12 protein-coding genes are annotated in these 13,341 nt (G+C 65.1%); 4 read left to right on the forward strand and 8 right to left on the reverse strand.

Features of this window, described 5'->3' with window-relative positions; genetic code table 11:
• Positions 1–27 precede the first annotated feature (27 nt).
• The 3 genes from purF to ACNJX9_RS23920 all read left to right on the forward strand — a co-directional run bounded on the left by purF (position 28) and on the right by ACNJX9_RS23920 (position 3,905).
• Positions 28–1,539, forward strand: coding sequence for an amidophosphoribosyltransferase (purF, locus tag ACNJX9_RS23910; protein WP_057758015.1), 1,512 nt, complete (start codon positions 28–30; stop codon positions 1,537–1,539).
• 175 nt (positions 1,540–1,714) lie between these two features.
• The gene (locus ACNJX9_RS23915; RefSeq protein ID WP_057759022.1) at positions 1,715–2,455 is read left to right on the forward strand and encodes an SDR family NAD(P)-dependent oxidoreductase; all 741 of its coding nucleotides are present in this window, start codon (positions 1,715–1,717) and stop codon (positions 2,453–2,455) included.
• Between the two features lie 223 nt (positions 2,456–2,678).
• Positions 2,679–3,905 (forward strand): ABC transporter substrate-binding protein, encoded by a 1,227-nt coding sequence (locus ACNJX9_RS23920; protein WP_057758017.1) that lies wholly within the window; start codon positions 2,679–2,681, stop codon positions 3,903–3,905.
• A gap of 173 nt (positions 3,906–4,078) precedes the next feature.
• Here the strand turns inward: ACNJX9_RS23920 and der are convergent, their stop codons facing one another.
• The 7 genes from der to ACNJX9_RS23955 form a co-directional block, all read right to left on the reverse strand.
• On the reverse strand, positions 4,079–5,461 hold the full coding sequence (gene der, locus ACNJX9_RS23925; RefSeq protein ID WP_439404477.1) for a ribosome biogenesis GTPase Der: 1,383 nt from the start codon (positions 5,459–5,461) through the stop codon (positions 4,079–4,081).
• 52 nt (positions 5,462–5,513) lie between these two features.
• The gene (locus ACNJX9_RS23930) at positions 5,514–6,071 is read right to left on the reverse strand and encodes a hypothetical protein (protein ID WP_057758021.1); all 558 of its coding nucleotides are present in this window, start codon (positions 6,069–6,071) and stop codon (positions 5,514–5,516) included.
• Positions 6,072–6,121: 50 nt separating this feature from the next.
• Positions 6,122–6,775 (reverse strand): tetratricopeptide repeat protein, encoded by a 654-nt coding sequence (locus tag ACNJX9_RS23935; protein WP_057758023.1) that lies wholly within the window; start codon positions 6,773–6,775, stop codon positions 6,122–6,124.
• 168 nt (positions 6,776–6,943) lie between these two features.
• Entirely contained in the window at positions 6,944–8,530 is a 1,587-nt protein-coding gene (locus tag ACNJX9_RS23940) for a class I adenylate-forming enzyme family protein (protein ID WP_439404478.1), read from the reverse strand.
• A gap of 73 nt (positions 8,531–8,603) precedes the next feature.
• Positions 8,604–9,185 carry an NnrU family protein gene (locus ACNJX9_RS23945; protein WP_057758026.1) on the reverse strand — a complete coding sequence of 194 codons (582 nt, stop codon included), beginning with the start codon at positions 9,183–9,185 and terminating at the stop codon, positions 8,604–8,606.
• 70 nt (positions 9,186–9,255) lie between these two features.
• Positions 9,256–9,834 (reverse strand): hypothetical protein, encoded by a 579-nt coding sequence (locus ACNJX9_RS23950; protein ID WP_439404480.1) that lies wholly within the window; start codon positions 9,832–9,834, stop codon positions 9,256–9,258.
• Positions 9,835–10,158: 324 nt separating this feature from the next.
• On the reverse strand, positions 10,159–11,781 hold the full coding sequence (locus ACNJX9_RS23955) for a peptide chain release factor 3 (protein WP_057758030.1): 1,623 nt from the start codon (positions 11,779–11,781) through the stop codon (positions 10,159–10,161).
• 166 nt (positions 11,782–11,947) lie between these two features.
• On the opposite strand from ACNJX9_RS23955, the gene sugE reads away from it, so the two are divergent.
• Complete coding sequence (gene sugE, locus ACNJX9_RS23960; RefSeq protein ID WP_439404481.1) at positions 11,948–12,262, forward strand: quaternary ammonium compound efflux SMR transporter SugE; 315 nt, start codon at positions 11,948–11,950, stop codon at positions 12,260–12,262.
• Here sugE and ACNJX9_RS23965 read toward each other — a convergent pair.
• The gene (locus ACNJX9_RS23965; protein ID WP_271603051.1) at positions 12,255–13,271 is read right to left on the reverse strand and encodes an inorganic phosphate transporter; all 1,017 of its coding nucleotides are present in this window, start codon (positions 13,269–13,271) and stop codon (positions 12,255–12,257) included. The two genes, sugE and ACNJX9_RS23965, sit on opposite strands and share 8 nt — an antisense overlap.
• Positions 13,272–13,341: the final 70 nt, after the last annotated feature.

Genomic DNA, 13,341 nt, shown 5'->3' on the forward strand with positions numbered 1-13,341 from the left:
TGCCCTTAACAGAGAGGCGCGGACGAGATGCGACACCCTGACCAGGACGCCCACACTGAACGCGATCCCGGCTCGGCCGCGCTAGAGCTTCAGGACGACCTGGACGGAGACACGGTTCGCGAGGAATGCGGCGTCTTCGGCATCTACGGACATCCTGAAGCCGCCGCCATCACGGCGCTCGGCCTCCACGCCCTCCAGCACCGCGGCCAGGAAGCAGCCGGCATCGTCTCCTACGACGGCAGCCGTTTCCACAGTGAACGGCGCCTCGGTCTCGTCGGCGACACCTTCTCCCGCCGCGAGGTGATCGACCGCCTCCCCGGCACCGTGGCGGTCGGCCACGTCCGCTACGCCACTACCGGCGCCACCATCCTGCGCAACGTGCAGCCGCTGTTCGCCGAACTCAATGCGGGCGGGCTCGCGGTCGCTCACAACGGCAATCTCTCCAACGGCCTGACGCTGCGCCGCGAACTCGTCAGAAGCGGCGCCATGATGCAGTCGACCTCCGACACCGAGGTGATCCTGCATCTGGTGGCGCGCTCCAGGCGCGCCCGCTTCATCGAGCGCTATATCGATGCGCTGCGCGAGATCGAAGGCGCCTATGCGCTGGTCTCGCTCACCAACAAGAAGCTGGTCGGCGCGCGCGATCCGCGTGGCATCCGCCCGCTGGTGCTGGGCGAGCTCGACGGCTGCCCGATCCTGACGTCCGAGACCTGCGCGCTCGACATCATCGGCGCGCGCTTCGTGCGCGACATCGAGCCCGGCGAAGTCATCGTGTTCGACGAGAACGGCCAGGACATCCACAAGCCGTTCCCGCCGATGGCGCCGCGTCCCTGCATCTTCGAATACATCTACTTCTCGCGTCCCGACTCCGTCGTCCACGGCCGCTCGGTCTACGAGGTGCGCAAGGCCTTTGGCGCCCAGCTCGCGCGCGAGAGCCATGTGCCTGTCGACGTCGTGGTCCCGGTGCCGGATTCCGGCGTGCCCGCGGCGGTCGGCTACAGCCAGCATTCGGGCGTGCCGTTCGAGCTCGGCATCATCCGCAACCACTATGTCGGCCGCACCTTCATCCAGCCGACGCAGGCGATCCGCGAATCCGGCGTGCGCATGAAGCACTCGGCCAACCGCGCCGCGATCGAAGGCAAGCGCATCATCCTGATCGACGACTCCCTGGTGCGCGGCACCACGTCGAAGAAGATCGTGCGCATGATGCGCGATGCCGGCGCCAAGGAAGTGCACTTCCGCCTCGCCTCGCCCCCGATCCTCTACCCTGATTATTACGGCATCGACCTGCCCGACCGCGGCGGCCTCCTGGCCGCGACGCATTCGCTGGAGGAGATGCGCGAGCTGATCGGCGCGGACTCGCTCGCCTTCCTGTCGATCGACGGCATGTACCGCGCCATGGGCGAGCCGGGCCGCGACCCCGCCAATCCGAAGTTCGCCGATCACTGCTTCACCGGCGTCTATCCGACCCACCTCACCGACCAGACCCAGACCGAGCCGCAACCGCGGCAGCTGTCGCTGCTGGCGGAGGCGAGCTGACGGCGAAGCCGTCATCCCGGGGCGCGCGATAGCGCGAACTATGGTGCGCAATTGCGCACCTGAGGATCTCGACATTGTTTGGCAACCTCTGGATCCGGGTTCGATGCTTCGCATCGCCCCGGAATGACAGCGCCGCGGGCTTGTGCCGACCGCCCACCTCTGCAATACCGCCGCCATGACCAAACCCCTCGCCGACCGCATCGCTCTCGTCACCGGCGCCTCGCGCGGCATCGGTTTTGCCACGGCGCTCGCGCTGGCCAAGGCCGGCGCGCATATCGTGGCCACTGCGCGCACGCAAGGCGGGCTCGAGGAGCTCGATGACGAGATCCGCAAAATCGGCGGCAGCGCCACGCTGGTGCCGCTCAACCTGACCGATTCCGACGGCATCGCGCGGCTCGGCGCGGGACTGCACGAGCGCTACGGCAAGCTCGACGTCCTGGTCGGCAATGCCGGCGTGCTCGGCCCCTCCTCGCCGATCGGGCATATCGAGCTGAAGACCTTCAACGACGTCATGGCCGTCAACGTCTCCGCGAACTTCCAGCTGATCCGCTGCATGGAGCCGCTGCTGAAGCAGTCCAATGCGGGGCGCGCCGTGTTCATCACCTCGGGCGCCGCCAACAAGGCGACCGCCTATGTCAGCCCCTACGCCGCCTCCAAGGCCGCCCTGGAGACGCTGGCGCGCGCCTGGGCGCAGGAGACCGCGAACACCGCAATCCGGGTCAATCTGTTCAACCCCGGCCCGATCCGCACCCGCATGCGCGCCACCCTGATGCCGGGCGAGGATCCCGCAACGCTCGACACGCCCGAGCAGGTCGCCGAATTCATCGTTCCGATGTGCGCGCCTGATTGGACCGAGACCGGCAAGTTCTATGACTACAAGACGCGCAGCCTGATGAGCTTCCGCGCGCCGGCCTGACCGACGCATGGTCGGTCCACCCCGCGGCCGCGCGACGGATTGATGAAATTTAGGCCAGTGCCAGGGTGCCCGAGTTAACCGAGCGCCCCGACCGCTACGATTCGCGCATTGCCGCAAGCACCGAGACACGCTATCGGGAACAACACGATCATTACCGATCGCGCCGACGGTCAAAAGCCCCATCAAAGAGGGCTGTCCCGGCATACCATTTGGAGGGAATACAATGAGGAATTTGCGCGCGTGGCGCTACGCCGCGCTGTTGACCTGTGCCGGCCTCGGCTTTGCGACGTCGGCGTCCGCCCAGGACAAGACCATCAAGATCGGCGTGCTCAACGACATGTCGAGCCTCTACGCCGACATCGGCGGCCCGAACTCGGTCGCAGCCGTGAAAATGGCAGTCGAGGATTCCGGCCTGAAGGCCAAGGGCTGGACCATCGAGGTCCTCTCCGGCGACCACCAGAACAAGCCCGATATCGGCGTCAACATCGCGCGGCAATGGATCGACGCCGAGAAGGTCGACGCCATCGCCGACACGCCGAGCTCGGGCGTTGCGCTCGCGGTGAACAACCTCGTCAAGGAAAGGAACTCGGTGCTGCTCAATTCGGGTGCGGCGACCGCAGACCTCACCGGCAAGGCCTGCACGCCCAATACCATCTCCTTCACCTACGACACCTACATGCTCGCCAACGGCACCGGCAAGGCGCTGACCAAGGCGGGCGGTGACAGCTGGTTCTTCCTGACCGCGGACTACGCGTTCGGCCATGCGCTGGAGCGCGACACCGGCTCCGTCGTGACGGCCACGGGCGGCAAGGTGCTGGGTGGCGTCAAGCACCCGCTGAACACGGCGGACTTCTCCTCCTTCCTGCTCCAGGCCCAGTCGTCGAAGGCAAAGATCATCGGCCTTGCCAATGCAGGCGGCGATACCACCAATGCGATCAAGCAAGCCGCCGAGTTCGGCATCGTCTCCGGCGGCCAGAAGCTCGCTGCGCTGCTGCTGTTCATCAACGACGTGCATTCGCTCGGCCTGAAGACCGCCCAGGGCCTGACCTTCACCGAATCCTTCTACTGGGATCTCAACGACCAGACCCGCGAATGGTCCAAGCGCTTCCAGAAGGTTTCGCCGAAAGGCTCGATGCCCTCGATGACGGTCGCAGGTCTCTATGCCGAGATCCTGCATTACCTGAAGGCGATGGAGGCACTCGGCGGCAATCCGCATGACGGCGCCAAGGTCGTCGCCAAGATGAAGGAGCTGCCCACGGACGATCCGCTGTTCGGCAAGGGCCCGCTGCGCGCCGACGGCCGTCGCCTGATCCCGGCCTATCTGTTCGAGGTGAAGAAGCCGGAGGAATCGAAAGGACCGTGGGATTATTACAAGCTGATCGCCACCATTGCGCCTGAGGATGCGGCCAAACCGCTCGAAGCCAGCGACTGCCCGCTGGTAAAGAAATAAGTTCGCACGGTGGGTTAGCAGGCGGCTGCGCAAAGCGCAGTCCGCTGGCTTAACCCACCTCTTCTGTCTCCGCGGAAATGAAAGAGGTGGGTTACGCCGCGCGGTTTGCGCTTCGCGCCATCCGCGCGGCTAACCTACCCTACGGCACTTCATTTCGGAAACTGCCCAGCCACTCACGACGGACGCTTGCGCTTGTGGGCGAACGGATTGGCCTTCTCGCGCAGGGTGATGCGCACCGGCGTGCCCGGCAGGTCGAAGGCCTCGCGCATCGAGTTGATGAGATAGCGCAGATAAGATTGCGGCACCACATCCGCGCGCGAGCAGAACAGGACGAAGCTCGGCGGACGCGCCTTGGTCTGGGTGATGTAGTTCAGCTTCAGCCGGCGGCCCGACACGGCGGGCGGCGGATTGGCCTGGATCGCCTGCTCGAACCAGCGATTAAGCGCGGAGGTCGGCACGCGTTTGTTCCAGAGCGCATATGCATCCTGGATCGCCTGCATCAGGCGGTCGATGCCCTCGCCCATCAGGCCGGAGACGGCCACGATCGGCACGCCCTTGAGCTGCGGCAGCCAATGATCGGCATCGCGGCGCAGACCGGAGATGGCGCCGCCGCCCTTGGTCTCCATCAGGTCCCATTTGTTGACGGCAAGCACGACCGCGCGGCCCTCGCGCTCGATCAGGTCGGCGATGCGCAGATCCTGCTCCTCGAAGCGATTCTGCGAATCCATCATCATCACGACGACTTCGGCAAAGCGCACCGCACGCAGTGCATCGGCGACCGAGAGCTTCTCCAGCTTCTCCTCGATGCGCGAGCGCCGGCGAAGGCCTGCGGTGTCGAACACCCTGAACTCGCGGCCCTTCCAGTTGATCTCGACTGCGATGGAATCGCGGGTGGTGCCGGCCTCCGGGCTCGTCAACAGACGCTCCTCGCCGAGCAGGTGATTGATCAGCGTCGACTTGCCGGCATTGGGGCGGCCGACGATGGCCACCCGGATCGGGCGCGTCGCAGCCTCTTCCTCCGAGATCGGCTCGTCCTCCTCGGCCTCATCCTCGCTGGCAGGCTCCGGCATCAGCTTGGCGAGCGCGTCGTAGAGCTCGCCCATGCCTTCACCATGCTCGGCGGAAATCTGGATGGGATCGCCGAGGCCAAGCGCGAAGGCTTCCATCGCACCGGCATCGCCATGCCTGCCTTCGCTTTTGTTGGCGACTAGCAGCACCGGCTTGTTGGCCTTGCGGGCGAAATCGGCGAAGGCGCGGTCAGTGGGCGTGAGACCGATGCGGGCATCGATCACGAAGAACAGCGCATCGGCCTGCGCGATTGCGGTCTCGGTCTGCTCCTGCATGCGCGCCGTCAGCGAGCCCTTGGCGCCCTCGTCGAGACCGGCGGTGTCGATGATGGTGAATTCGAGATCGCCGAGCCTGGCCTCACCCTCGCGGCGGTCGCGGGTGACGCCGGGCAGATCATCGACGAGCGCGAGCTTCTGTCCGACCAGGCGGTTGAACAGCGTCGATTTGCCGACGTTGGGCCGGCCGATGATGGCGATTGTAAAGGACATCGATCATTCGTGCGCCGCGGAGGCTGCGCCTGTCAATTCAGGGAAAAAAATATCAGCGCGAGAAAGCGCCGCTGGGCAGCGGAGCCGGGAACGCTCCCTGCGTCTGCTGTTGCTGGGTGGTCTGCTGCGCCGGTGGCGCCGGCTGCTGAGCGGATTGCTGGTCCGGCGGCGGCGCGGTGGTGCGCTTGCGGACGATCTTGTGCTTGGGTGCCGGAGCAGCGGGCGCCGGCGCAGCATCGGGCTGGACCTCGCCGTCGACCTCGCCGGCCGGCGCAGCAGCGCTGGGGGCGGACTGCCTGGTCTTCTTGCCCTTGGCGGACTTCGCGGATTTCGGTGGCTCGGCGGGCGCCGGCTCAGCCGGCAGCGCCGCGACGGCCGGCGCATTCGGGTCCTGCTGCTGCGCTCCCTTGTACATCTCCTTCGGCACGCCCTGCTCGAGGCCAGGCACGCCCTCGGGGAAAACAGGCTTGCGCTCGCCCGGCAGCTTCTTCTTCGTATCGAGGAAGTCCATCAGGTCGCTCGGATCGAATCCGCCGCTGGAGCAGCCGCCCAGGAGGCCCGTGAAGGCGATCAGGACGGCGACTGCAATCAAACGTGGCGTGCGGCGCATATCGATATCTCGTCTAAGCTCTCAGGACCGTCAGCTCAGCTGCTCTCAGTTCAGCTTTTGGCGACGGGCGGCAGCAGGGCCTGGAGCGCCTCGGCGCGCGAGCGCAGGCTAGGCGGCGTTTCGCCGTCCTCCGCGATCGCGTCGACCCATTTGCGGGCTGCGGTCATGTCGTTGTTGCGCCAGGCCGACAGCGCCAGCAATTCGCGGGCGCTGTGGCGGAAGGTCGACTTGGGCTCGGCGGACGTTTCCAGCCGCTGCTGGATATCAGCGTAGCTTGCGCTGTCCACCAGCAGGCTCGCCGCGCGGATCTTCGCCAGATCCTGCCACTCGCTGCCGACGCTGCGGTCGGCGACGATGTCGTCATACATCTTTGCCGCAGCCTTGGGATCGCGGGCCGATGTCTCCGCCGCGGCGCGGAGGCGGGCCAGGGTGCGGTAGCCAAACGGGGCCTTGGCAGCGAGATCGGCAAAGGCCGTCTCGGCCTCGGCGTGCTTGCCCTGCTCCGACAGTTCGACGGCCTTTTCGAACGTGGCGCCGGCCTCGGCGGCCTTCTTGGCCTCCAGGTACTGGTAGCCGCGCCAGCCGCCCACGGCCGCCACGATCAGCACCATCAGGGCGATGAAGTAGAGCGAATATTTGTCCCACAGCTTTTTGAGCTGTTCGCGACGTACTTCCTCGTCCACTTCGTCAAATAATTCAGACACTTAAGATAATCCCATGCCCGGCCGGGAGCACGCGCCAGATCGCGCGCGTCGAAAGCCCGTCCCCATTTGGCGGCGGCGATACCCTATCGATATGGCGGTGGCAAGGCAAAGCAAGGCCGATCAAGGCGTTAACGGCCAATCCGGGATGGTCCGGAGCTGCGGGAGACCCTACCAGAGCTCCCGCAGATGTCGCTTCAGGACCTTGCCGTTGGCGTTGCGCGGCAGGGGCTCGGCGGTGATCACCATTGTCTCCGGCACCTTGTAATCAGACAGCCGCTCGGCGCACCAGGCCCGCAAGTCGTCGCTGCCGACCTGTGCGCGCGTGACCACGACCGCGTGGACGCGCTCGCCCAGCACCGGGCACGGCTTTGCGATGATCGCGCTCTCGACCACGGCGGGATGGCCCGCCAGCACGGATTCCACCTCGGCCGAATAGATCTTGAGGCCGCCGCGATTGATCATGTCCTTCTGCCGGTCGAACACGCGGACGAACCCATCGGCATCGACTGAACCCAGATCGCCCGAATGCCAGAAGCCGGCGGTAAAGCTTTCTGCCGTGGCCTTCGGATTGTTCCAGTAGCCCTTGATGACAGAGGCACTCTGAATCCAGAGCTCGCCGATCTGGCCGGCTGGAAGTTCGCGGCCATCCGTCCCCATCGCGATGATCCGCGCACCCGGACACGGCAGGCCGACGCTGTCGATATGGCTCGCCGTCAGCTCGCCCGGCATGATGGTCGACGGCGACGTCGTCTCGGTCGCGCCGTAGCAATTTGCGAGCTTCAGGCCAGGAATTGTTGCCTTGAGCCTCTCGATGGTCGCGACCGGCATCGGCGCGCCGCCGAAGCCGCCAATGCGCCAGCTCGAGAGATCATAGCTGTCGAAATCCGGCTGCAGCAGACAGAGATTGTACATCGCCGGCACCATCACGGTGTAGGTGACGCGCTCGCGCGCCGCGAGCTTGAGGTAATCGGCCGCCTTGAATTCCGGCATGATGATCAGAGCGCCGCCGCAGCAGATCATCGTCGTGATGTTGGCGACGACGCCGGTGACGTGACCGAGCGGAACGGCTGCGATCGAGCGGTCGGCCGCCGTCAATTCCAGGCAGGAGACGAACACCATCGAGGAATGCACGATGTTGCAATGGGCGAGCATGGCGCCTTTCGGCTTGCCCGTCGTACCCGAGGTATAGAGGATCATCGCGGTGTCCTCCTCGTTCGTCTCGATCGGCGTTGGGGCCGGCGCGTTGTCGGAGAGCAAGGAGAAGCGCGAAAGCTTGGTGTCATCATCGATCGCGATGCGGTGGATCACTTCAGGGACATCGCGCGCATCCGGCAGCCGTTCGGTGAGCGCCGCCTCGTGGATGAGGATTCTGGCGCCGCAATCAGCGAGCACATAAGCGATCTCGGGTTTCTGCTGGCGCGTGCTGAGCAGCACCGTAACCAGCCCCTCATGCGCGGCGGCGAACAGCAACAACGGAAATTCGATGCGGTTGCCGAGCAGGATCGCAACGCGCTCACCGCGTTGCAGGCCGAGCTTGCGAAAACCTGATGCAATCCGCGCCGCCTGCTCCGCCGTTTGCCGCCAGCTCAGCCGGACATTGCCGCAGACGAGCGCTTCGCTGTCGCCGTTGCGCGCGGCGGTCTCCGCAATCATTGCCCACAAGCTCGAAGGCCGATCGACGAAGGCCGGCACCACCCGATCGCCAAAGCGCGCCTCGAGGTGCATCGGCGGAATCTGAGATTGCGACCAGTCCATCGGCAGACCCTCATCTTCTTGCTTTTGTCTCCTTCCGCGCATGAGCACGGAGGCGATGTCTTGCGTTGACCGGCTATCCCATCACGGGAACACCGATCACGACAGGATGGAATGCAAAGGACAGCGCCAGATAGGCGACAATGCCGACGGCCACTGCAATCAGATCATTGGTGACACCGCCCACCGGAATCGGCGGCCCGCCGCTATCGGTGCGATGCTTCAGCGAGATACGGTCATACACGCCCCAGCCCAGGAACGAGCCGAACAGGATGATGGAGCCGAGATCGCCGTTGGCGAGCAGATGCGCAAACGCCCAAAGCTTCACGCCGGCGAGCATCGGATGCTTCAGCGTCGCATAGATGCGCCCGCGCAAATAGGAGGCGACCACCAGGATGACGGCAGGCAGCATCAGCGCGACCGTAATGTGCTTTAGCGCCCTGGGCGGATACCAGACGTCGATCCAGCCGGTCGAACGATAATGGCCAAAGCCCCAGACGATCAGCGCCAGCCCTGCAAGCGAGACGACCGAATAGAGGATCTTGTAGGTCCCCTCACCCAGCTGCGCGATCGCCTGCGCGCGTGCGTCTCGCTTCGTTGTGAAAACATGGGCGGCGAAAAACAGCACCAGCCCCAGGATCATGACCAGCAGACCCACGACATCCTCCCCTTAACCAGCGCCCCGCCTCTGAGGTATCATCCATTGGCCGCCGATCGCAACTGACGCGCTACTTTCCGGGCTCTCGATTGTCGACATAGCGGATTGCAATTGGCCGTCCGGCCAAAGCACCACCGAGGCCGCTGGTGAACTTCAGCGGCAGACAGGCGTTCAGAGACGAATTGATCGCGTTGAGGTAGGTGGTTCTGATATCGGCGGGGACTCCAGCGGTCGCAAAGGTCAGCCGCGGCGGGCCGATCAGGCCGCCGGCTTTGTTGAAACTGAAGCGGACGGCCATCTGCATGCCTGCGCGCACATTGTCGGACGGCGGCGACCAGCACGTGCGCAGCTCGGCAAAGAGGTCGCCGATCGTATCGAGATCGTGATCCGGCTTTTGATACTTGGCCCGCTCAGCCTCCGCCGGCACGCTCTCGATCGTGAGCTGAAGGTTCTCGCCGTAGGGATAGTCGATCTCGGGAATGCAGGGACCAGGCTCGAGCGGACTGCAATAGGACGGCGTGCAGGGCCTGAAATCGAGCACACTGCACGGCTCATGCGCAAACGGGATTGGATTGATCCGGCGACGCTGCGCGTCAGCGGCGACGGTTGATATCGCCAACAGCAGGAGAAGGAGGATGCCGCGCCACATGCTTTAGGCCCGCGAGGTCATGTGAGCGAAACGTGGCACCGTCTGTGGGACCGTCAAGCCCGCGGGCGTTCACATGCTCGCGCTCAAACATCGGTGTCGTCACCCGGCTCGCCGCCTTCGCTGAAGCTTCGGCGTGCCGAGCACTCGTGTGGGCCTCGGCGTAGCCTTGGCGGAGCCGGGACCGGGCGACCCAGTGCTCCGAGACGGCAGTGATTGAATCGATGGGCTGCGGCGTACTGGATGCCCCGGTCAAGCCGGGGCATGACAACGGAGGGTGTGGCTGCGCAGTGTGTGCCCCCACGCGGCGGTGGGCGCAGGAGCACCCTACCCCTTCTTCTTGACGTCCTTGACGTTGGTGAACTCGATGCCCTCGGCGCGCTCCTTGGTGTAGCCGAGATAGAACTCGTTCCGGGCGAGGTACACGGGATCGCCGTCGACGTCATCGGCGATGCTGGAGGTATTGGCGGCGATGAAGGCGTCGAGTTTCTTGCGATCCTCCGAGGAGACCCAGCGCGCGAGCTGGAACTCGCTGACCTCGAACTCGACCGGCAATGAATATTCCGCCTCCAACCGCGCCTTGAGCACGTCGAGCTGCAGCGCGCCGACCACCCCGACCAGCGCCGGTGCGCCGTCGCGCGGACGGAACACCTGCACGACGCCCTCTTCCGACATCTGCTGAAGCGCTTCCTTCAGCTTCTTCGCCTTCATCGCATCGGTGAGACGGACGCGGCGAACGATTTCGGGTGCGAAGCTCGGCACGCCGACGAAATTGAAGTCCTCGCCTTCGGTCAGCGTATCGCCGATGCGCAGCGTGCCGTGATTGGGAATGCCGACGACGTCGCCGGCAAAGGCCTCGTCCGCCACCGAACGGTCCTGGGCAAAGAAGAATTGCGGGCTCGACAGCGGCATGCTCTTGCCGGTGCGTACCAGCTTTGCCTTCATACCGCGACTGAGCTTGCCGGAGCAGAGGCGCGCGAACGCGATGCGGTCGCGGTGGTTCGGATCCATGTTCGCCTGGATCTTGAACACGAAGGCGCTCATGCGCGGATCGGTCGCCTCGACCTTGCGCTGGTCGCTGTCCTGCGCGCGCGGCTCGGGAGCGAACTTGCCAAGACCTTCGAGCAGGTCGCCGACGCCGAAATTGCGCAGCGCGCTGCCGAAATAGACCGGCGTCAGATGGCCCTCGCGGAATGCCTCGAGCTCGAACGGCTTCGAGGCCTCGGTGACGAGCTCAAGCTCCTCCTTCACGGCAGACGCATCGAGATTGGCGTTGAGCTTGGCGAGCTCGGCAATCTCGATCTGCTGCGCAGCGCCAGTCTTGGCGCCCCCGCCTTCGAGCAGGCGCACACCGCCGTCGATGACGTCATAGGTACCGAGGAAGTCGCGTCCCCGGCCGACCGGCCAGGTCATCGGCGTGGTGTCGAGCGCCAGCGTCTTCTCGATCTCGTCGAGCAGCTCGAACACGTCGCGGCTCTCGCGATCCATCTTGTTGATGAAGGTGATGATCGGGATATCGCGAAGACGGCAGACCTCGAACAGCTTTCGCGTCCGCGCCTCGATGCCCTTGGCGGCGTCGATCACCATGACGGCGGAATCCACCGCGGTGAGCGTACGGTAGGTGTCTTCCGAAAAGTCTTCGTGGCCTGGCGTGTCCAGCAGGTTGAACACCAAGCCCTCGAACTCGAAGGTCATGACCGAGGTCACGACCGAGATGCCGCGCTCGCGCTCGATCTTCATCCAGTCCGAGCGGGTGTTGCGGCGCTCGCCCTTGGCCTTGACCTGGCCGGCGAGATTAATGGCGCCGCCAAACAGCAGCAGCTTTTCGGTCAGCGTGGTCTTACCGGCGTCCGGATGCGAGATGATCGCAAAGGTGCGTCGCCGCGACACTTCAGCGGCAAGCGGGGAACGGGCCGGCGATTCGGCTGTGGTGGCGGCAATGTCGGACATGGCGGGAGCGTTTGGCAGGGAAAATGGGCCGGATCAAGCCTGATGTGGTGATTGCGCAGCCCTTCGGCCAGCCCCATATCGGCCCTGGCCAAATTGGTTTGGGGGAGGACGGCCTTCCTGCTTATCAGCCTAGCGGGGACGGCCCTGCCGTGAATGGAGGGTCGTCATGGCCTGGAGCATCCTGTTCGTCGCCGGTCTTCTCGAGATCACCTGGGCGATCGGCCTGAAATACACCGAGGGTTTTACCAGATTGGTTCCCTCCGGCATCACGCTCGCGGCCATGGCCGGCAGCGTGATCCTGCTCGGCATCGCCCTGAAGTCGCTGCCCGTTGGAACTGCCTATGCGGTCTGGACCGGCATCGGCGCGGTCGGCACGGCGACGCTTGGCATCTTCCTGTTCGGCGAGCCGGCCACGGCGCTTCGCCTCGGCAGCATCGGGCTGATCGTGGCGGGCATCGCCGGGCTGAAGCTCGTTACTTGAAGAGCTGGACCGCCCACCAGCTCAGTGCCGCGACGACGGCTGACGCCGGGATCGTGATGACCCAGGCATAGACGATCGAGCTCGCCACGTTCCAGCGCACCGCCGAGACGCGGCGCGCTGCACCCACGCCGACGATGGCGCCGGTGATGGTGTGGGTGGTCGAGACCGGCACGCCGAGGAACGTCGCCATGAACAGCGTCGCCGCGCCGCCAGTCTCGGCGCAAAAGCCCTGCATCGGCGTCAGCTTGGTGATGCGCAAGCCCATGGTGCGGACGATACGCCAGCCGCCCATCAGCGTGCCGAGAGCCATCGCGGCCTGGCAGGACAGCACCACCCAGAACGGCACCGAGAATTCGCTGCCGAGTTGACCCTGCGAATACAGCAGCACGGCGATGATGCCCATCGTCTTCTGCGCGTCATTGCCGCCGTGGCCGAGCGAATAGAGCGAGGCCGAGGCGAATTGCAGAATGCGGAAGGCGCGGTCGACCGCGAACGGCGTCGAGCGTACCGAGAGCCATGACACGACCGCGACCAGCATCATTGCGAGCAGAAAGCCCACCAGCGGCGATAGCACGATCGCAAGCACGGCCTTGGACAGACCGCTCCACACCGCCGCCGAGATTCCCGCCTTGGCCATGCCGCCGCCGACAAGGCCGCCGATCAGCGCATGCGAGGACGAGGAGGGAATGCCGAGCCCCCAGGTCACGAGATTCCAGACGATGGCGCCGACCAGCGCCGCAAAGATCACCTGGGCATCGACGATGGCGGGATCGATGATGCCGGTACCGATGGTTTGGGCAACGTGCAGGCCGAACACCATGAAGGCGACGAAATTGAAAAACGCAGCCCAAAACACCGCGAATTGCGGCCGCAGCACCCGGGTCGAGACGATGGTCGCGATCGAATTGGCGGCGTCGTGCAGGCCGTTCAGGAAGTCGAACAGCAGCGCGACGGCGATCAGTCCGACCAGGACGGGAAGACCCAGGGGGCCCAAGACGGCAGCATCCACGGCGCGGCCCCTGCTCTAAGCTTTGCGGATGATCTCCGCGCAAACGCATTCCGCGTTTGTCGCGAAGGAA

Source organism: Bradyrhizobium sp. BLXBL-03 (assembly GCF_051853015.1).
GTDB classification, from domain to species: Bacteria; Pseudomonadota; Alphaproteobacteria; order Rhizobiales; family Xanthobacteraceae; genus Bradyrhizobium; species Bradyrhizobium manausense.

Bases quoted from the DNA above. Each gene is read 5' to 3' on its own strand.
- purF (WP_057758015.1), top strand. From the start codon at position 28: ATGCGACACCCTGACCAGGACGCCCACACTGAACGCGATCCCGGCTCG.
- ACNJX9_RS23915 (WP_057759022.1), top strand. From the start codon at position 1,715: ATGACCAAACCCCTCGCCGACCGCATCGCTCTCGTCACCGGCGCCTCG.
- ACNJX9_RS23920 (WP_057758017.1), top strand. From the start codon at position 2,679: ATGAGGAATTTGCGCGCGTGGCGCTACGCCGCGCTGTTGACCTGTGCC.
- der (WP_439404477.1), bottom strand. From the start codon at position 5,461: ATGTCCTTTACAATCGCCATCATCGGCCGGCCCAACGTCGGCAAATCG.
- ACNJX9_RS23930 (WP_057758021.1), bottom strand. From the start codon at position 6,071: ATGCGCCGCACGCCACGTTTGATTGCAGTCGCCGTCCTGATCGCCTTC.
- ACNJX9_RS23940 (WP_439404478.1), bottom strand. From the start codon at position 8,530: ATGGACTGGTCGCAATCTCAGATTCCGCCGATGCACCTCGAGGCGCGC.
- ACNJX9_RS23950 (WP_439404480.1), bottom strand. From the start codon at position 9,834: ATGTGGCGCGGCATCCTCCTTCTCCTGCTGTTGGCGATATCAACCGTC.
- ACNJX9_RS23955 (WP_057758030.1), bottom strand. From the start codon at position 11,781: ATGTCCGACATTGCCGCCACCACAGCCGAATCGCCGGCCCGTTCCCCG.
- sugE (WP_439404481.1), top strand. From the start codon at position 11,948: ATGGCCTGGAGCATCCTGTTCGTCGCCGGTCTTCTCGAGATCACCTGG.